Annotated in this window: 23 protein-coding genes, 2 rRNA genes and 1 riboswitch; of the genes, 16 read left to right on the top strand and 9 right to left on the bottom strand. The window is 48.3% G+C overall.

Features of this window, described 5'->3' with window-relative positions; genetic code table 11:
• The 9 genes from Q7C_RS04675 to Q7C_RS04720 all read left to right on the top strand — a co-directional run bounded on the left by Q7C_RS04675 (position 1) and on the right by Q7C_RS04720 (position 8,106).
• The gene (locus Q7C_RS04675) at positions 1–1,278 is read left to right on the top strand and encodes a TraB/TrbI/VirB10 family type IV secretion system protein (protein ID WP_014703558.1); all 1,278 of its coding nucleotides are present in this window, start codon (positions 1–3) and stop codon (positions 1,276–1,278) included.
• Positions 1,275–1,496, top strand: coding sequence for a DUF2274 domain-containing protein (locus Q7C_RS04680; protein ID WP_014703559.1), 222 nt, complete (start codon positions 1,275–1,277; stop codon positions 1,494–1,496). The genes Q7C_RS04675 and Q7C_RS04680 overlap by 4 nt, the downstream gene beginning before the upstream one ends.
• Positions 1,497–2,180: 684 nt before the next feature.
• Positions 2,181–2,286, top strand: a riboswitch (TPP riboswitch).
• Positions 2,287–2,349: 63 nt separating this feature from the next.
• On the top strand, positions 2,350–4,416 hold the full coding sequence (locus Q7C_RS04690; protein WP_014703560.1) for a TonB-dependent receptor: 2,067 nt from the start codon (positions 2,350–2,352) through the stop codon (positions 4,414–4,416).
• Positions 4,417–4,426: 10 nt separating this feature from the next.
• On the top strand, positions 4,427–4,687 hold the full coding sequence (locus Q7C_RS04695) for a YkoF family thiamine/hydroxymethylpyrimidine-binding protein (protein WP_014703561.1): 261 nt from the start codon (positions 4,427–4,429) through the stop codon (positions 4,685–4,687).
• A complete protein-coding gene (gene pnuC, locus Q7C_RS04700; protein WP_014703562.1) occupies positions 4,687–5,307 on the top strand; it encodes a nicotinamide riboside transporter PnuC in 621 nt (206 codons plus the stop codon). Before Q7C_RS04695 ends, pnuC begins: the two co-directional genes overlap by 1 nt.
• Positions 5,307–5,966 carry an HAD family hydrolase gene (locus Q7C_RS04705; protein ID WP_014703563.1) on the top strand — a complete coding sequence of 220 codons (660 nt, stop codon included), beginning with the start codon at positions 5,307–5,309 and terminating at the stop codon, positions 5,964–5,966. Before pnuC ends, Q7C_RS04705 begins: the two co-directional genes overlap by 1 nt.
• A 177-nt stretch (positions 5,967–6,143) precedes the next feature.
• A complete protein-coding gene (locus tag Q7C_RS04710; RefSeq protein WP_014703564.1) occupies positions 6,144–6,974 on the top strand; it encodes a DUF2971 domain-containing protein in 831 nt (276 codons plus the stop codon).
• A gap of 81 nt (positions 6,975–7,055) precedes the next feature.
• Positions 7,056–7,448, top strand: a complete 393-nt coding sequence (locus Q7C_RS04715) for a hypothetical protein (RefSeq protein WP_041366540.1) — start codon at positions 7,056–7,058, stop codon at positions 7,446–7,448.
• 142 nt (positions 7,449–7,590) lie between these two features.
• A complete protein-coding gene (locus Q7C_RS04720; RefSeq protein ID WP_041366542.1) occupies positions 7,591–8,106 on the top strand; it encodes a hypothetical protein in 516 nt (171 codons plus the stop codon).
• A 127-nt stretch (positions 8,107–8,233) separates the two neighbouring features.
• On the opposite strand, the gene Q7C_RS04725 is transcribed toward Q7C_RS04720, so the two are convergent.
• Positions 8,234–8,674, bottom strand: coding sequence for a hypothetical protein (locus tag Q7C_RS04725; protein ID WP_014703566.1), 441 nt, complete (start codon positions 8,672–8,674; stop codon positions 8,234–8,236).
• 286 nt (positions 8,675–8,960) lie between these two features.
• On the bottom strand, positions 8,961–11,069 hold the full coding sequence (locus Q7C_RS04730; protein WP_014703567.1) for a TonB-dependent siderophore receptor: 2,109 nt from the start codon (positions 11,067–11,069) through the stop codon (positions 8,961–8,963).
• Between the two features lie 213 nt (positions 11,070–11,282).
• On the opposite strand from Q7C_RS04730, the gene Q7C_RS04735 reads away from it, so the two are divergent.
• Together Q7C_RS04735 and Q7C_RS04740 are read left to right on the top strand one after the other, a co-directional pair.
• Complete coding sequence (locus Q7C_RS04735) at positions 11,283–11,648, top strand: VOC family protein (protein ID WP_014703568.1); 366 nt, start codon at positions 11,283–11,285, stop codon at positions 11,646–11,648.
• A 25-nt stretch (positions 11,649–11,673) separates the two neighbouring features.
• The gene (locus tag Q7C_RS04740) at positions 11,674–12,027 is read left to right on the top strand and encodes a DUF2200 domain-containing protein (RefSeq protein ID WP_014703569.1); all 354 of its coding nucleotides are present in this window, start codon (positions 11,674–11,676) and stop codon (positions 12,025–12,027) included.
• Between the two features lie 15 nt (positions 12,028–12,042).
• Here Q7C_RS04740 and Q7C_RS04745 read toward each other — a convergent pair whose 3' ends face one another.
• From Q7C_RS04745 to mtnA, 3 genes are read right to left on the bottom strand one after another with little or no spacing between them, the layout of a single operon-like run.
• Positions 12,043–12,939 (bottom strand): hypothetical protein, encoded by an 897-nt coding sequence (locus tag Q7C_RS04745; RefSeq protein ID WP_014703570.1) that lies wholly within the window; start codon positions 12,937–12,939, stop codon positions 12,043–12,045.
• Complete coding sequence (locus Q7C_RS04750; protein WP_014703571.1) at positions 12,933–13,607, bottom strand: SDR family oxidoreductase; 675 nt, start codon at positions 13,605–13,607, stop codon at positions 12,933–12,935. Before Q7C_RS04750 ends, Q7C_RS04745 begins: the two co-directional genes overlap by 7 nt.
• A complete protein-coding gene (mtnA, locus tag Q7C_RS04755) occupies positions 13,604–14,665 on the bottom strand; it encodes an S-methyl-5-thioribose-1-phosphate isomerase (RefSeq protein WP_014703572.1) in 1,062 nt (353 codons plus the stop codon). The genes Q7C_RS04750 and mtnA overlap by 4 nt, the downstream gene beginning before the upstream one ends.
• A gap of 37 nt (positions 14,666–14,702) precedes the next feature.
• Between mtnA and Q7C_RS04760 the strand changes: the two genes are divergently transcribed.
• The 5 genes from Q7C_RS04760 to hpnC are packed head-to-tail and all read left to right on the top strand — an operon-like array spanning position 14,703 to position 19,536.
• Positions 14,703–16,022, top strand: coding sequence for a TRZ/ATZ family hydrolase (locus Q7C_RS04760; protein WP_014703573.1), 1,320 nt, complete (start codon positions 14,703–14,705; stop codon positions 16,020–16,022).
• Positions 16,019–16,723, top strand: a complete 705-nt coding sequence (gene ubiG / locus Q7C_RS04765; RefSeq protein ID WP_014703574.1) for a bifunctional 2-polyprenyl-6-hydroxyphenol methylase/3-demethylubiquinol 3-O-methyltransferase UbiG — start codon at positions 16,019–16,021, stop codon at positions 16,721–16,723. Before Q7C_RS04760 ends, ubiG begins: the two co-directional genes overlap by 4 nt.
• Positions 16,720–17,382, top strand: coding sequence for a phosphoglycolate phosphatase (gph, locus tag Q7C_RS04770; RefSeq protein ID WP_014703575.1), 663 nt, complete (start codon positions 16,720–16,722; stop codon positions 17,380–17,382). The genes ubiG and gph overlap by 4 nt, the downstream gene beginning before the upstream one ends.
• A complete protein-coding gene (locus Q7C_RS04775; RefSeq protein ID WP_014703576.1) occupies positions 17,370–18,659 on the top strand; it encodes a DNA recombination protein RmuC in 1,290 nt (429 codons plus the stop codon). Before gph ends, Q7C_RS04775 begins: the two co-directional genes overlap by 13 nt.
• The gene (gene hpnC, locus Q7C_RS04780; RefSeq protein ID WP_014703577.1) at positions 18,643–19,536 is read left to right on the top strand and encodes a squalene synthase HpnC; all 894 of its coding nucleotides are present in this window, start codon (positions 18,643–18,645) and stop codon (positions 19,534–19,536) included. The genes Q7C_RS04775 and hpnC overlap by 17 nt, the downstream gene beginning before the upstream one ends.
• On the opposite strand, the gene Q7C_RS04785 is transcribed toward hpnC, so the two are convergent.
• The 4 genes from Q7C_RS04785 to Q7C_RS04795 all read right to left on the bottom strand — a co-directional run bounded on the left by Q7C_RS04785 (position 19,521) and on the right by Q7C_RS04795 (position 25,155).
• Positions 19,521–21,440, bottom strand: coding sequence for a fatty acid cis/trans isomerase (locus tag Q7C_RS04785; RefSeq protein WP_238532344.1), 1,920 nt, complete (start codon positions 21,438–21,440; stop codon positions 19,521–19,523). The two genes, hpnC and Q7C_RS04785, sit on opposite strands and share 16 nt — an antisense overlap.
• Positions 21,379–21,660, bottom strand: a complete 282-nt coding sequence (locus Q7C_RS13870; RefSeq protein WP_238532345.1) for a fatty acid cis/trans isomerase — start codon at positions 21,658–21,660, stop codon at positions 21,379–21,381. The genes Q7C_RS04785 and Q7C_RS13870 overlap by 62 nt, the downstream gene beginning before the upstream one ends.
• A gap of 409 nt (positions 21,661–22,069) precedes the next feature.
• Positions 22,070–22,184 (bottom strand): 5S ribosomal RNA (gene rrf, locus Q7C_RS04790).
• Positions 22,185–22,262: 78 nt separating this feature from the next.
• Positions 22,263–25,155, bottom strand: a 23S ribosomal RNA gene (locus tag Q7C_RS04795).
• Positions 25,156–25,185 lie beyond the last annotated feature (30 nt).

The following is a 25,185-nucleotide window of genomic DNA, read 5'->3' on the forward strand; positions in this document are numbered from 1 at the left end:
ATGAGCCAGGACGACATTCCCGACCTTGCCACGCCGCAGGCGGACAAGGTGGCTCCCGAGGCGGTGGCGCTACGCGCCCACCCGCGCCCGGTTACGCGCTTGAACCGGCGCACGCTGGCCATCCTCGCTGGTGGCTTGTCGGTCGGCGTGATGGGCGCACTGATCTGGTCGCTGCAACCGCAGCAACGCGGCGCAGGCGAATCCACCGAGCTGTACAACGTGGATCGCGTGTCCAAGTCGGAAGGGCTGGATGCACTGCCGACGGATTACTCAAAGCTGCCAGCGCTGCCGCCAGATGTGCCGGAGCTGGGGCCACCGCTGCCGGGTGATCTGGGGCCAGCCATCGTCAATTCGCAACAGCCGGTCGCCGCTACCTATGCCGCGCCCGGCTACGACCCCAACGATGCGCTGCGCAAGGAGGAAGAAGCGGCTGCAGCTTCGTCGGTATTCTTCCGCACCGGCTCCCCGCAGGCTGCGCCCGTGGCGCAGTCACAAGTCGCTGCCGCACCGGGTTTTGCCGCCGATGCTGCTTTCGATCCGCTGGCCGGTGGCCCGGCCTCGACGGCGGCACAACCTGCCGATCCGACTGCCGTGCAGAACCGGCAAGACCAGAAAGCGGCATTCCTGGCTGGCGGTTCTACAGAAACCCGTAATTCCGGCAATCTGCAAATGCCCACCTCGCCGTATCAGGTGATGGCCGGAACGGTCATTGCCGGGGCACTGGTCACGGGCATCAAGTCCGACCTGCCGGGCGACGTGATCGCCACGGTGACGGAACCGATCTATGACACGGCCACTGGCAAGTTCCTGCTGATCCCGCAGGGGTCGCGCATCCTGGGCAAGTACAACAGCCAGGTCAGCTATGGGCAGAGCCGCGTGCAGGTGGTGTGGAACCGCATCATCCTGCCCGATACGTCTTCACTCACGCTCGACAATTTGGTCGGTACTGATCCAGCAGGCTATGCCGGTCTGGAAGACGATGTGGACTGGCATTGGGATCGGATCTTTGCAGGTGCCATCATGACCACGCTGCTGGGCGTGGGAGCCGAACTGGCTGCACCCGAGAACCGCCAGGATGGTGACCGCGTCATCATCGCCGGGCGCGACAGCTTGCAGGACACTGTGAACCAGGTCGGCCAGGAAGTGACCCGGCGCAACCTCAACATCCAGCCCACGCTGACGATCCGGCCTGGAATGCCGGTGCGTATCGTGATCGGCCGGGATTTGGTACTTCGCCCGTACCAGCCGCTGTTCTTCAATAAGGGGACTTCTCGATGAGCACAACCAAAAAGCTGCGGCTCGGGCCGCTGCCCAAGACCGAAAACGTCAAACTGACCTTCACTTGCCCGGCAGGCCTGAAAGCAAACCTCGACCGCTACGCCGCGTTGCACGCGCAGGCGTATGGCGAGGCGGTCGATGCCGTGACCCTGATCCCGCACATGCTGGAGGCATTCATGGCAGGAGATCGGGGATTCAAGAAAGGAATCAAGCCATAAGGTAGCCCAACACCGAGCATTCACGATAAACTGAACGCATCTATGACCAAGAGGAAGCATTGGAGCGAGAAGACCGATAGTTCTATCAGCCTGACGTATCAACAGATTCAGAAGACCGAGAGAACCGTCCGAATGCTGGGTGAGATTCCCACTAACAACAAGCACCGTCCCGTAACCAACGCACAACAAACCAAGGAGGTAACTATGAAGAAAACAAACTTCAAACTTAGTTTCGTGGCAAGTTGGGCTGTGGCACTGTCGGTCTTCGTTGGCGCTGGAGGTGCACAGTACATCTGTGCTCGATCCAATGCTTCTTCCTGTTGACATCTTGGGCTTCGGCCCACTGTTGACCTGAAAGAACGCGCAGCTCAACGCTGCGCGTTCTTCATTCTAGAGGGATGGCGTCCTACTGGGCGATATTCAGCAAAAAAGTCTGCCGTCTGCTGGCAACCGTCCCCGATGCAGTACGACTTGGCCCACTACCCCGACGCTCCCATGTGGCTCCTAGCCTACACTTCGGTCGCCCTGAAAAGCAATGCGAAATAGAGCTAACCCCCTGTCTCGTTTAAGCTTTTAGCTTCTTGGTGATTTTCAGAATGAGCTTGACACCAGCCATTTTTTATTGCCAAAACATTGAAATAATAGGCAGAATGGCAAAATTTCTGTATATTACGTGCCAGATAAATTTAAGCCTCGGGGTGGTCGCAAGGCCTGAGATTCACCAATTGGTGTAGACCCGATGAACCTGATCCGGTTAATACCGGCGTAGGGACAGGCGGCAACACCTCTCATTGCGATAACACGCTAATAATGTGATCCCACCTGTCCTTTTTGATTTTTTAAAAGGATAGCTATGAAACCCACGCTGCTTTCAATCACTATTGCCAGCATCTTATTCTCCGGCACCGCCTCTGCTGAAGTCGGCCCAGAAGACCTCCCCAGCATGGTCGTCAGCGCTGACTTTCGTCCTGCCGCTGCGCAGGATATTCCCGTCAGTTTGACCACTTTCGATGACACGATTATTGAATCGCGTGGTGCGCAACATATTGAAGACGTGTTGAACCTGGCGCCAAACGTGAACATCTCCAGCGGTGCCTCACGTGGTCAGTATTTTCAGATTCGAGGTATCGGTGAACGCAGCCAATTTTCGGCACCGTTGAATCCGTCTGTCGGTCTCATCATTGATGGGATTGATTTTAGCCGTACCGGTGGGGCTGCCACCTTATTTGATATCGAACAAGTTGAAGTCTTGCGTGGCCCACAAGGCACACGCTATGGCACCAATGCGCTGGCCGGTGTTGTCAACCTGCAAAGTAAGCAGGCCACCAACGAATTTGATATGAATTTTGAATCGACTTTGGCTGACTACGATACCCGCGAAATCGGCATTGCCGTGGGCGGCCCAATCGTCAAAGATGCCCTGTTAGGCCGAATCGCTGTCCATACACACCAATCCGATGGCTATATGGATAATGACTTTTTAGGTCGTGATAACACTCAAGATCGGGATGAAATCACTGCCCGTGGTCATCTGAAATTTTTGGTCAGTGATGACTTAACCGTCGATCTGAACCTGTTACACCTGAACATTGATAACGGCTACGACGCCTTTAGCTTTGATAATAGCCGTTCAACCCTGTCGGACCAGCCAGGTGAAGATAAACAACGTACCAATGCACTGGCATTAAAATCCGACTGGCAAATTAATAATGCCGTGTCGATGCAATCTGCCCTCACCTACAGTAAATCCGATATTACTTACAGCTACGATGCGGACTGGGGTTTTGCCGGTATTCACCCTGATGAATATATTGCTACAGAAAATTTCATGCGTGAGCGTGAAAATGTCTCGTTTGAATCACGTTTGATTTCTGATGAAGCAGGCCGAATCTTTGGCGGCAGCACGGACTGGGTCTTGGGTTTTTATCACCTGTCTCAGGACGAAGATCTGGATCTGGTTTCTGATTTTGGCAACTTGCAAAATGAATATGAAACTGAAAACACCGCCGTTTTTGGGCAGCTGGATACTTACCTGACCTCTAAACTGACATTGATTTCTGGTCTGCGAGTTGAACGTTTTTCTGCCGACTATGAAGATTCCAACGGGCTGGATCTGGACCCGAGCGAAACGCTGTTTGGTGGCAAACTGGGGCTGAATTATCAGCTGAATGCCGATCACATGGCCTTTACCTCCTTATCTCGCGGCTATAAATCTGGCGGTGTGAACAACAACGATGCCCTGCCACTCAGCAAACGTGAATTTGATACCGAGTACATGTGGAATCTGGAAGCCGGCTTGAAATCATCCTGGCTGGATGGCGATTTGGTCACCAACCTGACCGCTTTCTATGCCTGGCGTCGTGATGCACAGGTAAAAAGCTCGATTGCCCTGCCCGGTGGTGAATTCCTCGACTCGCTCGATAATGCCGCACGCGGTACCAATGTGGGTATTGAATTTGATGCCGACTGGCTGGTTAATGACAAATTACGTTTATTTGCTGCCGTGGGTTTATTACGCGCCACCTTTGATGAGTATGATAATCCTGAACTGCAAGCTGAAGGCTTTGATATCGAAGGTCGCCGTCAAGCCCACGCCCCTGCTTATCAATTTACCTTGGGTGGTGAGATTTACCTGAATCAAAACTGGACGCTGCGTGCCAATGTCGAAGGCAAGGATGAGTTTTATTTCTCCAATAGCCACAACGCCAAATCAGGCTCCTACGCGATTACCAATGCCAGCCTCGAATATCAGCATCAAAACTGGCGCGTCACATTGTGGGGTCGTAACCTGTTTGATAAGGATTACTACACCCGTGGCTTCTTCTTCGGTAATGATCCACGTATTGGCTATGCGGACAAAGCCTACAAACAACTGGGCGATCCACGCGTTGTTGGCCTGACCGTATCTTACGACTACTAGGAGTGTGACCATGCGTATATCTGTTGATATCAGCCTGTATCCCTTAACCGAAGGCTATGTAGAGCCGATTCTGGCATTTATCAACAAGCTGGAAGCCAATGATAAATTGATCGTCAAACGCAACAGCTTGAGCACCCAGATTTTTGGTGATTACAAAGAGGTCATGAGTGCCTTGGATGCCGAAATCGAAGCTGTTTTTGCCGAGTTACCGCACAGCGCATTTGTTCTCAAACTAGTGGGTACAGACCGCGCCGATGTTGTAGATAAATAGTGGAATCGCTATTTAACGCCGTTATCTCTGCTTTGCTGGCACTTCCCCCTTGGGAAGTGCTGGCAGCATCGCTGGGCGTTTTTTATATCGTTTTTGCTGCCCGGGAATCGCAGTGGTGCTGGCCAATGGCATTTATCAGCACCCTGATCTACACCTTTCTATTTTGGGAAGGCCAGTTGCCGATGCAGGCGTTTTTGCACTTCTACTACATGGGCATGGCAATCTACGGATTTATCCTCTGGCGGCGTCATAAACAAGCCGAGTCGGATTTGCCGATCCACCTCTGGGGCTGGTCTTATAATCTGCTGTTTATTGCCGTTGGCACGCTGCTGACCTGGTTGTTAGGCCATTATTTACAAACCAACCAAGCCTCTCAAGCGCCATTTTTAGACGCTGGTGTAACCGTTTTTTCTGTCATGAACACCTGGCTCATGGCCAGAAAAGTCCTGCAAAACTGGCTGTACTGGGTCATCATCGACTTTTCTGCGCTGTGGCTTTATCTCCAAACCGGCTTTATCGCCACCGCCGCCTTATTCGGGCTTTATACGATTCTGGCGACACTTGGCTTAATTAACTGGCTTAAACTGTACCGACAACAAACGACCCTAGCCACCTCCTGATGCAAGCCGTTATTTTTGATATGGATGGGTTACTGATTGACTCAGAACCTTTCTGGAAACAAGCCGAAAAACGCGTTTTCACTTCCGTCGGTGTCAATATCACCGACGACCTCTCCGCCAAAACTATGGGCATGACCACCCGTGAAGCTACTATCTTCTGGCTAAATCATGCCGGTATCTCGCTGTCACCAAAAGACATGGAAAAAGTCGAAAACGACGTAATTGATGAAGTCGCCATGCTCACTGCAAGCCAAGGCATCGCCCTGCCCGGTGTGCATGACTTATTAGAAAAACTGCAGACTGAAAAACTAAAAATCGGCCTCGCCACCAACGCGCCAAGCAGATTAGTGCCCGTCGTTTTAAATCGGCTGGCGATTACCGATTTTTTTGACTGCTATGTTGCCGATGAAGACGTCGAACAAGGCAAACCCCACCCAGCGATTTATCAGTTGGCACTCACCCGCCTCAATGCCAAACCCGAACATTCCCTCGCCTTTGAAGACTCTATTACCGGCATGACCGCCGCCATGAGCGCAGGCATCAAAACCATCGTCGTCCCTTCAAAAGCCAATTTCCATTTACCCAAATATGATCTTGCCGTATTAAAGCTGGAGAGCTTGACCGAGCTGCCGCTGCGAACACTACAGAATTTATTTTAAAGTGAATTGTAGTGTATAAAAGGCCTGAATAGCCTGTTTCAATTAGACAGCCAAAGTGTCGTGTTTTAGGTTTATTATTTACTTACAGGGAATAAGAGTCCTGATAAAAGTCAGATTTATAGGGAATTTTTATTCCGGTTAATTACACTGTTAAGCACACAGGAATTGAGAGGAAAAGTGAACCTTTATCATTACACTGACCAAAACGGGTTTCTTGGAATACTAGAGAACAAGGAAATTTGGGCTACTAAAATCCAGTATTTGAACGACGCTAAAGAATACCATCTTGCGAAAGAAATTGCTGAACGAGCGTTGAAATCATTGCTTAGAAATCCAGAGTATAAGAATGATCATTTCAGGATTGAAAGGTTTATATCTAATCTAGACAACTACATAGAAAACAACTTGTGTGTTTCTTCTTTTTCTGAGGAAGGCGATCTATTGAGCCAGTGGAGAGGTTATTCTAGCTCACAAGGCGGATATAGCATAGGATTCGAAAAAGAAGCACTTGAAAAAATGATTAATGACGAAGAGTTTAATCTTGAAAAGTGCATATATAAAGAATCAGAGCAAGTAAGAAAAGTTTCAGATTTAATATTTGAATCTCTGGATAGGTTTCGTGGCTGTATAGAGCCGAATCAAGATTTTGTTGAAGGTTCTTCTGAGTCAACATCCTATTTTTTGGATAAATTGTCATATTTGTCGAGTTTTATAAAAGATTCAAGCTTTAGCGAGGAAAAGGAATGGAGAATTGTTGCGCTTGTTCGGTTTGATGATCTTGACTTTCGACCTGGAAAGTCTTCTATTATTCCTTACAAAAAAATAAAAATTGAAGATTACCTTCCCGAGGTTGTCTCAGATATTTTTATTGGTCATACACCAAACCCTCAATTGGCGATTCAAGCAACAACATGCTTTTTGATCAAAAATTACCCAATGATGATTGGTAACTCTCTTGAGCATCCATTTTCTGTAAAGGAAAGCAAAATACCGTATAGAAGTTGGTAAGCTTAACAAAAGGCTGTTGGCGGACGCACCTACGCTGCGCTCCGGCACGCCGCAAAGCCAAGCGTTAACCGTAAATAGAAAATGAACCTCTTAAAGAAAATAGTATTCATATTATTAGCTCTAGTACTTGCTGGGGTAATTGGAGTTGTTACCACATTCTATTTTTTAACGGGTGACAGCCCCTTTAATGACAAAGAGTTCGATCAAAAAGTATGGTTATCAATGGATACTGACTGGGATCCAGACAATCCTAGAGGAAAGATGTACGAGGACATAGTCGATAATCACTTAGAAAAAGGAATGAGCAAGCAACAAGTAGTCGATCTGCTTGGGCAGCCTGACTTAAAAAATAAGTCCCTGCTTTTTAGCTATAACTTAGGTATGTGGTCGGGATTCCGTATGGATTATGACTCATTAGATTTGGTATTCAACTCTAGCGCCAATCTTGAAAAATTTTACAGAGTGCAGCATTAGTGTTCACAGTTAACAAGGCCAACCAGCATGGTGTACTGCGTGCGCTGGACGGCCTTTCCGCGGCTTCGCCGCTCAAAGACTGCCGCTGGTGGCGTCATTAGAGGGCACAATATGATTCATCTTGTGGTTTTCGCGGCACGTCATGGGTAAGAAAAAAACGCTGACACAGGTCTCCTATGGGCTCGATACCCCGGAGGACCTGCTTGCTAAGTTCTTGCACGATGCTCAACGGATTGATGTAGCGCCTCATCGGTATGACCTCTTTAATTTTTTTGTGACAGGGGCCGTACTACATGAGTGGTGCCGAAAGTATTTCAGGGATCACCCAATTTCTGGGCAGCTAGAAGGAGCAGCGGGGAGCAAGCCAAAGTTTGAGAGTCTCCCACCAAAGTCTGCAGAATGGATCACCGATAAATCATGCCTCCCAAATAAAGGACAGGACGCAAGACGGCACATTGCCAATGCTCTTCGTATTTGTATCGAAACAGCCAATGCAAGCAAGCATTTTCACTGGTTTGATGGTAGTGGAGTATCGGCGATTCAAGACCAGCCTCAAGTCAAAGATTGGTACCAATACTACTTCACTTCTGTGGTGCCCGGCGTATATATCGAGTACAACAGCGAGTACTACACCGTAGAGCAGGTTCGAGACATCTAGGTGCAGTTCTTCAGCGGTCTTCTAGAACATGTTCGGGGCGAAAATGGATCATCACAAGATGTTCTCTAACTAAAGCGTTAACTCTTTTACAAATACAGCCAAGTAATTTTGTAGCAATCTGAAACCTTTAAAGCGCCCCACTGCAACGCATTTCAAAGAACCCATCATGACGTTTAAAGACCCGATCTTTTTGGTTGGCATCTTTAAAATCCAATTCGTCCTCAGTAACCGACACATCGCTAAAAGTAATGCTTTTGGCTGAGTCAGATTCTTTATACACATTGAAATCACTATAGGTTTTTGGCATTTGAACTAAGGATGTGCCATTTAACTCCCAGGTGCCAGTCTGTTCATCTACCCAAATTAATTTTTTTATCTCACACAGCATTTTCAAAGACACATAAGTGTTATCCGCTTTTAGCTGAAGCAGCCACAGGGTCGACTCGGTGACATTATTATGAATTGTCGCATGCCATGTGCCGATGACTTCGTCATTGCTCGGATCGGCCTGTGCGGATAGCGAAAGCGATAAGATTGAAACAAGAAGTATCCACTTTGAAACTGTCATTTTTCTCTCTCATTTTTTGGGATTGCTGCATTAAGCAACGGATAACTCAGGGTATGACTTGGTCAAAACCAGCCGTTTTTTTAACCATCATTACATGACACGCCAGTCAATTCTAGTCTCACTTAATAGGACAGTGAAGTTTGAGGGATCGTAGCCGGACAGGGTTAAAAAGCGTAAGTATCTAATAGCGAGTGCACTGGGGCGCTTGCGGTAGGTGCCGAAAGGCAAGGCGAGATAAAAAATAAGCGGCCATTACGGCCGCTCATTTTGTCATGCTATGGCTGGCTTACCATTTGTGATTCAGGGTTGCCGTGATTTCACGACCCGGATTGTAGTAATCCGCCGTACCCGAGCCGACCACATGCTGGTCATCAAACAGGTTACGTACAAATAACGTAAAGTCTGTTCCTTGATAGAAGTGGTAGGTAAACGATCCATCTACGATAGTTGCAGATTCACTTTTTGCCGTGTTTGCAGTATCAAAGTAATACGAACCGGTGTAGCGCACCCCGAGACCAAAGCTGGCATAGCGATTTGGCAAGGTGTAGTGTCCCCAAACGGATGCCATATGTTTCGGCGCGGCAGTAAATTCTTTACCTTTGATTGAGGTGCCGCTACGCAGCGTGCCTTTGACCACCTCGGTTTCCATGTAAGAGTAGCCACCGGTCAGGCTGAATTGTTCGGTCAGGTCAATCTTGGCTTCAAAATCAACCCCTTGCACTTCAGATTCGCCGATTGTTTCACGCTCAATAATGCCGTTTTCCTGAACAACGGCGATAGTGACATCATCTTTTTCCAGGTCATATACCGAGACAGAGAACAAGGCGTTTGTGTTAATCGGCGCGTATTTCATGCCGATTTCATATTGCTTGCCTCGCTCCGGTGTGACGCCAATACTTGGCGGCGCAACGGATTCCACCATGCTGATGTAGGTTGAGACTTCCTGATTCCATTTGTAGGTCAGGGCACCGCGGACAGAAGTTTCTGAGAAATCATCAGAAGATTTGAACCCGGTGATGTCGGTACTGGATAGATCCAGTCGATCATTTCTGACCCCACCTGTCACAATAAACTTGTCGTTAAATGAAAAATTTTGTTGTAAGAAGGCAGACTTGGTTTTGTAATCACGATCATTGCGGCTGTAATAACTCAGGCTGCCCGGTGCACCACTGTATAAAGGGTTCGCAATATTAATCGGTGCGGCATCGCCATAGAAGGATTGGTCTTCACTTGATGCATCACGATATTCAAGACCCGCCAAGGTACTGCTGTCGAAGTAGGTAAATTCTGCGTCGTATTGCAGGATAGCGTTACTGATAAATTCTTCTGCTTCGCCATCGGTGCCAAAGTAAAACCGTGACAGATCCGTGCCGGTACGGCCGGCAAAATCATACAAATAGATATAACCAAAATCATCAGTCAGATCGCTGTAACGCATATTGGCTCGGAACAACAGGCCATTATCGAAATCATGGGTAAATTGACCGGTGACACTGGTACGTTCCACCTCATGATAGTTAAAGGCAGATTCACCAAAAAACTCATCCCGATCGTACTCTCTATCCAGTGGGTAACCACCGCTGTTTGGCGAGCTATCACGATTCAGGTAATCCAGAATCAGGGTTGCCGAGGTAAAATCTGTTGGCTCCCAGGTCAGGCCACCCATCACAAATTCGTTATCATTTTTTGAGTGATCGTATTCGCGATCACTATCTTCAATTTTAGCGGTAAAGCGATAAGCGAGCGTGGCGTCCTCATTGAGGCTATCACCTAAATCCAAACCAACTTCTTTGTGGTCGAATGAGCCATACGTGACATAGCCGCTGCCGAATTTTTCAAATTTTGGTCGTTTGCTGACAAAATTTACCGAGCCGCCCGGATCTGCCGGACCAAACAAGGTGGAATTCGCGCCTCTTAATACTTCGACCCGTTCATAAGCATACGCATCTTCACGAACACCACGCATTGACCCTAAGGTGAGACCATCACGATAAGTGGTGGCCTGAAAACCACGAATTTGGAAATAATCATTGCGATCATCCGTACCATAGAAGTCAGTAATCACACCGGGGGTATATTCGAGTAACTCTTCCGTGGTGCTGACATTACGCTGTTCAATTTCTTTTTCGGTAATCACGGATACCGAGGCCGGCGTGTCCAGTACGCTGGTCGCGACTTTACCGCCAACCCAAAGCTCTTCAGCAACGATATCATTAGCATCATCATCGACAGCATTGGCCTGCGCATTGACGATAATTGGCGTAAATCGATAGGTTTCGTTATCGCGTGCTTCTTCAGCATGAACAGCCAGTGATGCCGCCAATACAGGAGAACAAAGCAAGAGCGCTGCTTTATTCACATTGACGCGTTTAAACCGGGATTTTGTTTGAGACATAAGTTTGCGTGTTCCTTAAAAATCGACAGATTATGTTGCTTTATAACAACAATTTTCTGGATTATAGACTTTTAACAACACACAATCAATGCAAATGAGATTCAATTTTATTTAAAATGGATAAGTTCAATTTATAAAATTAAATATTGAGCAAATGGCCGCAACATTCACGATATGATTGCGTTAAGTTAAAGCGCTTGGTGGAGAATCGCATTGAAAAACCTCAAAACAATCGAACTGAAAGCTTTTATTCCCGCAAAAGACTATGCCCTATCAAAGCAGTTTTACGGTGATTTGGGTTTTACGATGGCATCAGATACTAACGGCATTGCCTACTTTCATTTCGAATCATGCAGCTTTTTGCTGCAGGATTTTTATCAGCAGGAATTGGCAGAAAACCTGATGATGCATCTCTTGGTTGCTGACGCCAATGCCTGGCACCAGCACCTTACTGACATCGGTCTGGCTGAAAAATATGGGATCAAATTATCAAAAGTGAGTGCCCAACCTTGGGGTATGCTGGATTTTGTCTTGGTAGATCCAAGTGGCGTGCTATGGCGATTTGGGCAAAATATTTAAGAGTGAAATTTGATAGGTAGCCCTGATGGTCTCAGATGCGCTTTTTAACATGCCTTTTGCCAAGCTCTATGACTGTTACGTCAATAAAGCACTGCGCAAAAACCGAAATCAGGAAGACGTCGATACGATCATCTGTTGGCTGACCGGTTACGATTTAACGGGTTTACAGCGGCAGATTGCCAAGCAACATTCTGTCGCCCTGTTTTTTGACCATGCCCCGGCATTGCATCCTCAACATACTGAGATTACCGGTGTCGTCTGTGGCGTTCGGGTTGAGCAAGTTTCAGATCCCTTAATGCGGAAAATACGTTATCTCGACAAACTGATTGATGAACTGGCCAAGGGTAAAACCATGCCACAAATTCTGCGTCAGGTTTGAGGTCTCACCAATAAATTAGCTTTCATCAAACAAATTTGGCTGGCTCAGCCATTTATCCAAATCGGTTTCACCCAAAACATGCATCAAAAATAACAACAGCCGATAACTCAGCCTACAGGTTGATAAATCCGGCATCTCATGCGTTTCGCAATAGACTTCTTTAAATAAACGCGCTTGCTCAGACGTGAGCACAAACTCTAGCAACACCAGTTCCAATGTTTTCGGCGCAATGACATAGGCATCCAGATCCACCAAGGCATACAACTCTGCATCATTGACCAAAAACTGATCCCAGCGCAGATCGGGCATGACGGCAACAAAAGGCGCTGGCCTTATGCTTTGTGACTCGCGCCAGACTTGATCTAACAAGGTCGGCGAAATGGTCAGCTTGGCGTGCTCAACCATGTATTGAATGGTTTGCCACAAACGAATTGGCCATTTATCAACCGCGAAGGTTGGCTTCGCCAAATTTCCCCACTGGCTAAAAGTCTGCTGGTGTAATGCCGTAATATGTCTTGCCAGCGTTCGAACCTGCTCCGCCGTGATCGCCGACTCATCAGGCATGTTACCGTTCAAAAACCGGCTTAGCATAAACCCTTTTGCGCTGGCGGCTAAACACTCTGGAATAGCCAATCTGCCGTGTTGCTGCAAAAAGGCAACCACCGACATCATCTGATTTAATGATGCCGGAAAGTTCATTGCAAATAGGCGGTTCATCCCCTGCCAGAATGCCGACTGACGAATTTGTCGGGTATCACAAACCTTTAAAATCGCTGGTCCAGAAACGGTTTCACAACGCCAAAGTTGATGCGTACTATCCGCATACCGTTGCGGTAAGGCAATGGCAGGTGCCGTCAGCACTGGCAGCGTTCGTTGTTGAACGGCAGCCAGTGCCGGATAGGCGTTTACCAAGGCAGAATTTCACCATTCATGTGCCAGAAAGTACCGGTATTATTCAGGGTCAAATCCGTCATTCTGGCGATTAAACCGGATGCTGATTCATCGGCATCGACCAGCCCGCCATGCCCGGTCATGTCGGTGCGAACCCAGCCGGGATGGAGAATTGCCACGGCAATACCATCACTTTTCAAATCTAATGATAAGGATTTACCGGCCGCATTTAGCGCTGCTTTTGACATGCGGTAAGCATAACTGCCACCAGAATCATTATCGGCAATCGAGCCCATTCGACTGGTAATTAAGCCGACCTTACTGCCTGATTGCAGGTGTTTACGTAGAATCTGTGTGGTCACCAGTGGGCCAAGACTATTCACTTCATACATGCGTTTGAAGTTTTCCAAAGTATTGACGTCAATATCATTGAGGCCCAGACCACCGGCAATACCGGCATTATTTATTAACCAGTCAATTTTGCGATCACCCAAGGTATTGGATAATGTTTTTAAACTGGCTGGGTCGCTGACATCAACGTCGCTGATCACTTCGACATCGAGCGCATTTAGCGCCGATGAGGCTTGTCGACAAGTTGCGATGACTGAAAATCCTTGCGCTTGTAATTGTCGGCATAGTTCCAGCCCGATGCCACGATTGCTGCCGGTAATTAATGCGGTTTGTGTCATATTGTGTTCCTCCTCTCTCTTAACGATTGCATTGTAACGGCTGAGGGCGATTTCACCACCCCGGTTTCCGTAACAATCGCGGTAATCAACTCTGCCGGCGTGACATCAAACGCCGGATTACTAATCTCAACCTCATAGGGCGCATGGCGATGCTGGCCAATGTGCGTCACTTCACGACGCTCGCGTTGTTCGATGGGTATTCGGCTGCCAGACTCACACTGCCAATCAATGGTTGCCGTAGGCGCGACCACCATCATCTTCACCTGATGATATTGTGCCAATACAGCCAGACCATAGGTACCAATCTTGTTGGCAACATCGCCATTGGCTGCAATACGATCTGCGCCGACAATAATCCAGTCAACTTTGCCGGTTGCTAATAACGCTGCTGCTGCCAAGTCAGCTTGTAACACGCAAGGAATATGGTCTCGCATCAACTCCCATGCGGTCAGTCGAGCCCCCTGCAACCAGGGCCGGGTTTCATCGACATAAACACGGCTGATTTTCCCCTCGCTGTGAGCCTGACGAATCACACCAAGCGCCGTCCCAAATCCGCCTGTCGCCAGAGCGCCGGCATTGCAGTGCGTTAAGACCGTGCTGCCGGGTTGAATAAGCTCTGCACCTAATCGACCCATCGTTTTGTTATCGGTAATATCCGCGTCATGGATAGCTTTGGCGGCATCTAACAAAACCGCTTCGGGTTGCTGATTATTGGGCAAAGCGTCGATGCGACGCTGCATGTGGTTAATCGCCCACTGCAAATTCACTGCCGTGGGACGCGAAACCGCCAGATCCCGAAGAGGCCGCGTCATCGCTTGCTTCCAGATTGTTCCCTTTTTCGCCCAAGCATAGCGGCTGGCTAAGACAACGGCATAGGCTGCAGCAATGCCAATGGCTGGCGCTCCTCTGACGACCATTTGCCGGATGGCCAAGGCAACGTCGCCACAGCTCTCAAATTCCAGCCAAACTTGCTCAAGTGGCAGACGTCGCTGATCCAACATCACTAATTTACCGGCTTGCCAACGCAGGGGTTGTATTGAAGAGTTTAATTCTGACACTGTGTTCTCCTTTGCCGGACAGTTATAATCAAACGCTATGAAAGCCATTGATCTGTTGATTCATGCCCGCTGGTGCCTGCCAATGACAGGCAGCACTGATATTTTTGAACATTATGCGCTTGCTGTTCACCAAGGGCATATCGTGGCATTACTGCCTCAAGATCAAGCTGACCAACAGTTTACCGCGACACAAGTTCACCGTCTTGATGATCATGTGTTGATGCCCGGCCTGATTAACAATCATGGCCATAGCGCGATGACCCTGTTTCGTGGCTTGGCGGATGATTTGCCCTTGATGCAATGGCTGCATGAACATATCTGGCCGGCGGAGCAACGCTTTGTTGGGGATGCCTTTGTTGAGGCAGGTTCCGCACTGGCAGTCGCCGAAATGCTGCGGGGTGGCACCACCACCTTCAGTGATATGTATTTTTTTCCGGAAGCCACGGCTCGTGTGGTTGATAGAACTGGTATTCGTGCCAGTCTGGGTATGGTTGTCATTCAGTTTCCCACCAACTGGGCTAGCGATGTGAATGAGTACTTACATAAAGGGCAGGCGCTGCATGATAAGTACCGACATCATCCCCGCATTACCACAAATTACGCACCGCATGCACCCTACACCGTCGACGATGCCACACTGGCACAAATCATGGTGAATGCGGAAGAACTGGATGTGCCTATCCAAATGCATATCCATGAAACGGTGAGTGAAATTCAGACCAGCATCGATAATTATGGCAAAAGGCCGCTAGCCCGCCTAAAAGAACTTGGTCTCCTCTCACCAAGACTGATTGCCACGCATATGACCCAGTTATTGCCTGAAGAAATTGCCGACTGCGCGCGGGCCGGTGTGCATATCGCACATTGCCCCGAATCCAATATGAAGTTAGCCAGCGGTTTTTCGCCCATTGATGCAATGCATCAGGCTGGGCTAAATATCACCATTGGCACCGATGGCGCAGCATCAAATAATGATTTGGATATGTTTGCTGAAATGCGCCAAACCGCTTTACTGGCCAAGGCCGTCTCCGGTAATCCCAGTGCTGTCCCGGCGTATAGTGCTTTGGAAATGGCCACTATCAATGGAGCGAAAGCGCTGGGCATTGCCGAAACCACGGGCTCACTTGCCGTTGGCAAAGCCGCAGATATGATTGCCGTAGAACTGACAGATATCGAATCTGTTCCGATGTACGACCTTGCCTCGCAACTGGTCTATGCAACTGGTCGTGATAAAGTCACCGATGCTTGGGTGGCTGGCAAACACGTCTTGAAACAGAAACAGTTAACAACGCTGGATGCGTCCAAAATTTTATCTGATGCTCAACAATGGGCGAAAACCATAAAGGCTAGTTCATGACTACTGACAATGTCGATCACGCTGAAGTGGCAAAATTTGATGCCTTGGCCGATAGCTGGTGGGACCCGGAAGGTCAGTCCAAACCCCTGCATCAAATTAATCCGTTACGGCTTAAATTTATTCAGGATGCTTTATCACTGCCGGGTGTGAATGCGATTGATGTTGGTTGCGGTGGCGGTATTTTAAGTGAATCTCTGGCCCAGGCCGGGGCCATTGTCAAAGGCATTGATATGGGTAAATTACCCTTGGAAATTGCACATTTACATGCCCTGGAATCCGGTGTGACCGTTGATTACGAACAGATTACCGCAGAGGCCATGGCGATACGCCAGCCCGGTGAGTTTGATCTGGTCACCTGCATGGAAATGTTGGAACATGTTCCTGACCCTAAGGCCATTATTGAGGCCTGCGCGACCATGGTCAAACCGGGCGGCGATGTCTTTTTTTCTACCTTGAACCGACATCCAAAAGCCTGGCTTCTTGCCGTATTCGGGGCCGAATATGTCATGCAAATGTTACCCAAAGGCACGCATGATTATGCGCGGTTTATCAAACCCTCTGAGCTCGCTGCCGCCTGCCGTGAATATGGCTTATCTCTTGTTCGCATGAGCGGGATCCGTTACGCACCACTACAGCAGCGCTTTGAACTTGATAACGATGTCGATGTAAATTACCTGATGCACTGTCGGCGGCTCGCATGATTTTAAGCCGCTTTACCGTCTTGTTATTGGATTTAGATGGCACGCTGGTCGATACCGCTCCCGATCTTGCTTACGCATTGAATCAACTGCTTCAGGAGCAGGGTAAATCACCGCTGGATTATGCCTTAATCCGCCCGGTTGCCAGTCATGGTAGCGCGGGGCTACTCAAGCTTGGCTTTGGTCTTACACCAGACGATGCTCAATACCGTACTTTTCAACAACGTTTTCTTCAGCTCTACGCTGATAATATTGATCGTGAATCCCGTTTATTTTTAGGGATGGAGAAAGTGCTGGATACGCTTACGGAACAAGGACGTCGTTGGGGCGTTGTCACTAACAAGCCGGCTTTTTTAACAGATCCGTTAATGTCGGGCCTGAACTTATCTGAGCGAGCCGCTTGTATTGTGAGCGGTGACACAACAGCACATAGCAAACCGCATCCAGCACCGTTGTTACATGCGTGTGAATTAATGGATGTACCCGCTGCAGATTGTATTTATATCGGCGATGCCGAGCGAGATATTCAGGCGGCCAAAAATGCTGGCATGCGTTCTGTGGTCGCACGTTATGGTTATCTGCAACCGGATGAACAACCAGAACACTGGCAGGCAGATTGCATCATCAACCATCCATTGGAGATTTTACAGTGGACTGGCTAAGCCTCATTGAAGCAAATCAGATACTCATTGCTGTGTTTGCCGGCGGACTCTTGGCGGGTGGATTACTTGTTTATGTCATTCGTCAGCGTCATGTCAATACTTTAGGACAGGCCCTAAGAGAGTGTCAGTTGCAACGGGATTGGCAACAGCAAAATCAAGAGCAGCTCGACACCATTCTGGATCAAACCCGAGATCAGTTAGCCAGCACTTTTAGTCAGCTATCTAACGAAGCATTGACTCGCAACAATAGCCATTTTTTACGTCTGGCTGAAGAAAACTTAAAACGCTATCAAAGCGAGGCCAAAGCAGAACTGGGCAGTAAAGAAAAAGCCATTGAGCAATTGCTTAAACCCATCAATGAGGCGCTGCAAAATACCCATAAACAAATCCATGATATCGAAAAAGAACGCAAAGAAAGTTACGGCAGCCTGAAAACCACTATTGACCAGATGACCCAAAGCCAGCAGCAATTGCAGCAGGAAACACAAAATCTGGTACAAGCATTACGGCGTCCTGAAGTGCGCGGTCAATGGGGGGAAATGACGCTGCGCAGACTGGCAGAATTAAGTGGCATGGTCGCGCATTGTGATTTTTTTGAACAGACCCACACCCAAACCGAGACGGGCAGCATCCGGCCAGATATGATTGTGCGCCTGCCAGAACAACGTGAAATCGTTGTGGATGCAAAAACGCCACTGGATGCGTATTTATCGGCTATTCAGGCAAAAGATGATGAGACGCGTCAGCGAGAATTGAAACGGCATGCGCATGTCATTCGTAGTCGGGTAAAAGAACTGGCACGCAAGAACTACTGGGCCGAATATGCTAACTCACCCGAATTTGTGGTGTTGTTTATCCCTGGCGAACAGTTTCTGGCTTCAGCACTGGAGGTTGATCCTGAGCTACTCGAAGACAGTATGAGTCAACACATTATTCTGGCCACACCGACTAACTTTATTGCCTTGCTGCGCGCTGTTTCCTACGGTTGGAAACAACAAAAACTGGCGGAAAACGCTGAAATTATTCGTGAACTTGGTGAAACGCTATATAAACGACTGAGCACGTTTGGCAACCACTTGAGGAAAATGGGCAACAGCCTTGGCCAAAGTGTCAATCACTTTAATAATGCGGTTGGTTCACTGGAACGAAATGTATTACCTGGCGCACGCAAATTTACTGAAATGGGTATTAGCGTAAAAAACGAACTGGATGAACTCCCACCGGTTGAGCAACAACCTCGACACGTACAAACACAGCCTGATGACAACGACGGATAAAGCAATTAATCAGGCCTATCGCTATTGTCAGCAATTAGCAAATTCACATTACGAAAATTTCCCGGTTGCTTCAATTCTATTGCCAAGACAGCTCCGTAAACCGGTCTCGGCAATTTATGCTTTTGCCCGAACCGCGGATGATATTGCCGATGAAGGCACCGCACCGCCGGAGCAACGGCTGGCAAATTTAAATTACTACCGCAGCTTGCTTACACAAATTGAACAGGAAAAATACGCCGGCAACGATCCGATTTTTATTGCATTACAAGATGCCGTTAACCGCTATACCTTACCCGTATCGTTATTTGCCGATTTGCTCACGGCATTTGAGCAGGATGTAGTCAAAAACCGGTATGCCGATTTTGCAGAACTGCATCGCTATTGTCGGTATTCCGCTAACCCGGTTGGCCGATTAGTGCTTCATTTACATGGCGCCCCTGACAGCGAACAACTTATTCAGTCTGATGCGATTTGTACGAGTTTGCAGTTGATAAACTTTTTTCAGGATATTGTCCAAGATAAGATCGAACAAAATCGTATCTATTTGCCTCAGGATGCATTATCGGCGGCGGGCATTAGTGAATCAGCGCTGTTTACTGATAAGCGTGCCCTTGCCTGCATTCTTCGCCCGTTGTATCAAAAAACAGCGCAGATACTCTCTGCAGGGATTCCACTAGGCGCCCATCTTTCTGGACGACTTGGCTGGGAAATACGGGGAGTGATACTTGGTGGCCTTATCACACTTAAAAAATTACAAAATCAATTAGATGCCGATCTGCTTAGCCGACCACGATTATCACGTATGACGCAACTGCAGTTGTTAATAAATAGTGCCTCACCTGACCGTTATTTACGCGTTGCCTATAAGTTTTCGTAACGGTTGGCATCAAAAATACCGGCTTCTAATGGTTGCTGTTCACGTTGCCATTGGGTGAAATCATGGAAGATTTTCCAGAAATCTGGATGCGTTCGTCGTACACCCCAACGCAACACCATCTGTTCAAATTTCGTTTCATTGTCTGCCTGTTTCAGGGCCAATGTAAACTGACCTACCTCGTCCGCTGGAATATCAAAAATAAAGTTTGGATAACTGCCTGCAATCCCTGGGTAGACGGTTAAATAATCGGCTTCAGGCTGACGCCTTAAGGATTCACCGAATAAAAAAGCCACATTACTGTGCGCTCTGTTCCGAATCAGAGAGTAAACCGTACGCATGTCATCAGATCGCACTCTTAAAAATGTGATCTCAGGTAAATATCGTAGCCCTGGTAAAGCGGGAGAGGAGATTGATGAAATACCGGCCAGGCGTACATCGGTTTGTTGTATCCACTCAGGTTGTAACGGCCGAAAACAATCGTGACCGAAACACCGGTTTAACACGTCATTATCCTGCGCATTGATGGCGTTAAATTCTGCGAACAACCTGTTTGCCAATATTTTCTTACTCGGCTTATCTTTATTTTCATAAGCATCTGCACTGCGAGTCTGCTCGTCGAGTGCGGCGTAACTGATATGCGTCTTAATGGCCCCCATTCCCTGGTACCAATCATCGAGCAAGGACCGACGTTCATTCGCAGGAAGCAGTCTTAAAAAATTATGCTCAGCGCCATTTCGAATCAAATCAAAATAGAGTCGGGTTTGTAGTTGATGCGCGACATTGCCAAAGACATCAAAATTCACAACTAATTCGTAATAACTGCGTTCAAATAACGGGTAATCCATCCACCAAATTGTTTGTGGCACCCTGCCGACAAGCCCCTGCTGAACACTGGCACTATCAAAATGTCTGAACACCGTTAAGAGTGCATTCTTGTTATAACCTTCGCCATCCCAAATGGATTGTATCGATGCCCAATCAGGTGCAAATTCCCGATAAGCCCGCTGACGATGATCTTGGTAGCGGTTTCGTTGGTCACGATATTTATCCCAGTTTGTACCTGCTTCAAGTAAATCATCATCTTGTCCAGGCAAGCCTAGCAATGGACTGACTCGACTCCTATAGTCCGCGTCCGTAACAAATAAATCCTTATCCGGATCTTGATATAACACCCAAAAATGATCGCGAATGACATCGGTTGCAATCTGCCCACGACAAACCGGCCCGCGGATAAATGTCCGCGTAAAATATTGCGCGTTATCAAGCATAAATTGATATTTGGCTCGCGCTGGTATTGCAGCAAAAGTCATGAAGGGGTTTGCACGGTGAGAATAGTCATACCCAGGCAACGCATCAACAGACCACGCTTCTGAAAAAAATAATGTTTTGACCCGTTCCCGCGTTTGACGACTAAAATCGAGGGTAATGTGTCTTTTATGCACGATACTGCCTGTCACCGGTCTTAATCGGTAGTAGAAAGGCTTTTCCGGATCCTGATTAGGCAACCGCGTACTGACTGGTTTGAGTGGTTCACCTGAAGGGGTATAAGACCTGACTAACTCAAAAAAACGTGGCGCAGGGCTTGGTGTTTCAAAATAAAGATGAGCCAAAAATAAATGCTCATACAACCATCGTGCAACCAATTGATGACGATGATCAGGTTGATTTAACAGGTTTTCCCAATGCTGAATCTCATCAAGCTCTGCGTCAGTCAAAATGACCGGTGACACAGCCACATGAGCCCCCTGTTTTAACCAGCCCATCATCTGTGCATATTCTTCATCCGTGAGACCCGCAATCGCCAGCGGCATGCCTTCCATCGGATGTTCGGCAGCAAAATCTTTAAAACTTCTCTGGCAAAGGACATTGATTCTGCCGTTTTGTCCCCAACCGAATAGAGTCACTAACTTTTTCGTGCGCAACGTGAGGATATTGTTTGGCTAGTTTCAACATGTTTGCCATCAATGACGGCACATTCTCATTGGTCTCGATTACAGAATAGAAATCTAAAGATCGCCATTCACTGACGGTATCGGCATCTATACCTAAACGCGTGGCTCTTTGCGGCTCAGTCCGAACACCATCGTAAACCTCATCTTGACTTGCACCGCGCAGTAAACCCATTGGGGTTTCCAGTTTCAATTGACATGGCGCATCGAAACAGCTGTGACAAGCAAGACATTTATTCTCAATGATTGGGCGGATTATCTCGTTAAAAGAAACGGGGTAGTCAACTGGAGCCGGCACAGTTTGAGGCGCTGGCAAGACAGGCTTATCATCACATGCCGTTATGATTAGCAAGGCAAAACCGATTAGCAGGCGAAACACCATGACACATCCAATTTTATGAAGGTGATGATATTGCCATCACAATGCGGATTAAGGAGTTGAAACGATACCGTTACGGCGGCTTTTAGGCAATCCGTTGGATTAACGAATCTTCTTGGTATTGCTTAGAGTAAAGGTCAATACAACTCTCAGAGACAAAAAAATACCCGGTCCTCTCTGAGAGGCCGGGTATCTTTATATAAAAGCCTGGCAGTGTCCTACTTTCACATGGGAACTCCCACACTATCATCGGCGCTGAGACGTTTCACTACTGTGTTCGGGATGGGAACAGGTGGTGCCAACTCGCTATGGCCGCCAGGCATAACTGGTTTGCTTATCTTTCAATAAGCCTCGGAAAGTAACTTTGGCTGTGTAGCTCACAACGCATTTTGGGTTATATGGTCAAGCCTCACGGGCAATTAGTATTGGTTAGCTTCATGCATTACTGCACTTCCACACCCAACCTATCAACGTGGTAGTCTTCCACGGCCCTTCAGGGACTTAAAGTCCTGGGAAATCTTATCTTGAGGGGGGCTTCCCGCTTAGATGCTTTCAGCGGTTATCCCGTCCGTACATAGCTACCGGGCAATGCCATTGGCATGACAACCCGAACACCAGGGGTACGTCCACTCCGGTCCTCTCGTACTAGGAGCAGCTCCTCTCAAATTTCCAACGCCCACGGCAGATAGGGACCGAACTGTCTCACGACGTTCTAAACCCAGCTCGCGTACCACTTTAAATGGCGAACAGCCATACCCTTGGGACCGGCTACAGCCCCAGGATGTGATGAGCCGACATCGAGGTGCCAAACACCGCCGTCGATGTGAACTCTTGGGCGGTATCAGCCTGTTATCCCCGGAGTACCTTTTATCCGTTGAGCGATGGCCCTTCCATTCAGAACCACCGGATCACTAAGACCTGCTTTCGCACCTGCTCGACGTGTCTGTCTCGCAGTCAAGCACACTTTTGCCTTTGCACTAACCGCATGATGTCCGACCATGCTTAGTGTACCTTCGTGCTCCTCCGTTACGCTTTGGGAGGAGACCGCCCCAGTCAAACTACCCACCATACACTGTCCCTAGCCCAGATAATGGGCCGAGGTTAGAACTCCAAACATACCAGGCTGGTATTTCAAGGGCGGCTCCACGCAAACTGGCGTTCACGCTTCTATGCCTCCCAGCTATCCTACACAAGTAGGTTCAAAGTTCAGTGCAAAGCTGTAGTAAAGGTTCACGGGGTCTTTCCGTCTAGCCGCGGGTATACGGCATCTTAACCGCAATTTCAATTTCACTGAGTCTCGGGTGGAGACAGTGTGGCCATCGTTACGCCATTCGTGCAGGTCGGAACTTACCCGACAAGGAATTTCGCTACCTTAGGACCGTTATAGTTACGGCCGCCGTTTACCGGGGCTTCGATCAAGAGCTTCTTCCGAAGAATAACCCCATCAATTAACCTTCCGGCACCGGGCAGGCGTCACACCCTATACGTCATCTTTCGATTTTGCAGAGTGCTGTGTTTTTAATAAACAGTCGCAGCCACCAGTTCACTGCAACCCCCGTCAGCTCCGCGAGCAAGTCGCTTCACCTAATGAGGGCACACCTTCTCCCGAAGTTACGGTGCTATTTTGCCTAGTTCCTTCACCCGAGTTCTCTCAAGCGCCTTGGAATTCTCATCCTATCCACCTGTGTCGGTTTGGGGTACGGACGTCTGTTACCTGAAGCTTAGAGACTTTTCCTGGAAGCCGGGTATCAATCACTTCGTTTCTAATGAAACTCGTCATCATGCCTCAGCTAAGCTCTGCGGATTTGCCTGCAAAGCATGCCTACACATTTAAACCAACATGTCCAACAGTTGGCTGACCTAACCTTCTCCGTCATCCCATCGCAGTAACAGCCGGTACAGGAATATTAACCTGTTTTCCATCGACTACGCTTTTCAGCCTCGCCTTAGGGACCGACTCACCCTGCTCCGATTAGCGTTGAGCAGGAAACCTTGGATTTTCGGCGAGGGGGCCTCTCACCCCCTTTATCGTTACTCATGTCAGCATTCGCACTTGTGATATCTCCAGCAAGCTTCTCAACTCACCTTCACAGACTTACACAACGCTCCTCTACCATGCACTAAGTGCATCCATAGCTTCGGTATATGGCTTAAGCCCCGGTACATCTTCCGCGCAGGCCGACTCGACTAGTGAGCTATTACGCTTTCTTTAAAGGGTGGCTGCTTCTAAGCCAACCTCCTAGCTGTCTGTGCCTTCCCACCTCGTTTTCCACTGAGCCATAATTTTGGGACCTTAGCTGATGGTCTGGGTTGTTTCCCTTTCCACGACGGACGTTATCACCCGCCGTGTGTCTCCCGTAATTGCACTTCTCGGTATTCGGAGTTTGCATGGGGTTGGTAAGTCGGGATGACCCCCTAGCCCAAACAGTGCTCTACCCCCGAGAGTGAGATACGAGGCGCTACCTAAATAGCTTTCGAGGAGAACCAGCTATCTCCTGGCTTGATTAGCCTTTCACTCCGACCCACAGGTCATCCGAATCTTTTTCAACAGATCCCGGTTCGGTCCTCCAGTGCGTGTTACCGCACCTTCAACCTGCCCATGGGTAGATCGCCAGGTTTCGGGTCTAATTCCAGCAACTACTCGCGCAGTTAACACTCGGTTTCCCTTCGCCTCCCCTATCCGGTTAAGCTCGCTACTGAAATTAAGTCGCTGACCCATTATACAAAAGGTACGCAGTCACTCCGAAGAGCTCCTACTGCTTGTACGCACACGGTTTCAGGTTCTATTTCACTCCCCTCAACGGGGTTCTTTTCGCCTTTCCCTCACGGTACTGGTTCACTATCGGTCGATAAGGAGTATTTAGCCTTGGAGGATGGGCCCCCCATGTTCAGACAAGGTTTCTCGTGCCCCGCCCTACTTGTCGCAAGCTTAGTACCATTAACGCTTTTTCGTGTACGGGACTATCACCCTGTACCGCAGCACTTTCCAGAGCATTCCACTAAAACGTTAATTATTACTTGCAGGCTGTTTCCCGTTCGCTCGCCGCTACTTGGGAAATCTCGGTTGATTTCTTTTCCTCCGGCTACTTAGATGTTTCAGTTCGCCGGGTTCGCTTCATTAACCTATGGATTCAGTTAATGATTTATATCCGTAGATATAAGGGTTGCCCCATTCGGAGATCACAGGGTCAAAGCTTGTTTATCAGCTCGCCTATGCTTTTCGCAGATTACCACGTCCTTCATCGCCTCTTATCGCCAAGGCATCCACCATGTGCGCTTATTCACTTGACCATATAACCCAAAATACATTGGATTATTTGG

Origin of the sequence: Methylophaga frappieri (assembly GCF_000260965.1) — a bacterium.
Classification (GTDB): domain Bacteria; phylum Pseudomonadota; class Gammaproteobacteria; order Nitrosococcales; family Methylophagaceae; genus Methylophaga; species Methylophaga frappieri.

What these genes read in the sequence shown, in the direction of transcription:
- Q7C_RS04675 (WP_014703558.1), top strand. Translation starts at nt 1, where the DNA reads ATGAGCCAGGACGACATTCCCGACCTTGCCACGCCGCAGGCGGACAAG.
- Q7C_RS04680 (WP_014703559.1), top strand. Translation starts at nt 1,275, where the DNA reads ATGAGCACAACCAAAAAGCTGCGGCTCGGGCCGCTGCCCAAGACCGAA.
- Q7C_RS04690 (WP_014703560.1), top strand. Translation starts at nt 2,350, where the DNA reads ATGAAACCCACGCTGCTTTCAATCACTATTGCCAGCATCTTATTCTCC.
- Q7C_RS04695 (WP_014703561.1), top strand. Translation starts at nt 4,427, where the DNA reads ATGCGTATATCTGTTGATATCAGCCTGTATCCCTTAACCGAAGGCTAT.
- Q7C_RS04705 (WP_014703563.1), top strand. Translation starts at nt 5,307, where the DNA reads ATGCAAGCCGTTATTTTTGATATGGATGGGTTACTGATTGACTCAGAA.
- Q7C_RS04715 (WP_041366540.1), top strand. Translation starts at nt 7,056, where the DNA reads ATGAACCTCTTAAAGAAAATAGTATTCATATTATTAGCTCTAGTACTT.
- Q7C_RS04720 (WP_041366542.1), top strand. Translation starts at nt 7,591, where the DNA reads ATGGGTAAGAAAAAAACGCTGACACAGGTCTCCTATGGGCTCGATACC.
- Q7C_RS04725 (WP_014703566.1), bottom strand. Translation starts at nt 8,674, where the DNA reads ATGACAGTTTCAAAGTGGATACTTCTTGTTTCAATCTTATCGCTTTCG.
- Q7C_RS04730 (WP_014703567.1), bottom strand. Translation starts at nt 11,069, where the DNA reads ATGTCTCAAACAAAATCCCGGTTTAAACGCGTCAATGTGAATAAAGCA.
- Q7C_RS04740 (WP_014703569.1), top strand. Translation starts at nt 11,674, where the DNA reads ATGGTCTCAGATGCGCTTTTTAACATGCCTTTTGCCAAGCTCTATGAC.
- Q7C_RS04750 (WP_014703571.1), bottom strand. Translation starts at nt 13,607, where the DNA reads ATGACACAAACCGCATTAATTACCGGCAGCAATCGTGGCATCGGGCTG.
- Q7C_RS04760 (WP_014703573.1), top strand. Translation starts at nt 14,703, where the DNA reads ATGAAAGCCATTGATCTGTTGATTCATGCCCGCTGGTGCCTGCCAATG.
- ubiG (WP_014703574.1), top strand. Translation starts at nt 16,019, where the DNA reads ATGACTACTGACAATGTCGATCACGCTGAAGTGGCAAAATTTGATGCC.
- gph (WP_014703575.1), top strand. Translation starts at nt 16,720, where the DNA reads ATGATTTTAAGCCGCTTTACCGTCTTGTTATTGGATTTAGATGGCACG.
- hpnC (WP_014703577.1), top strand. Translation starts at nt 18,643, where the DNA reads ATGACAACGACGGATAAAGCAATTAATCAGGCCTATCGCTATTGTCAG.
- Q7C_RS13870 (WP_238532345.1), bottom strand. Translation starts at nt 21,660, where the DNA reads ATGGGTTTACTGCGCGGTGCAAGTCAAGATGAGGTTTACGATGGTGTT.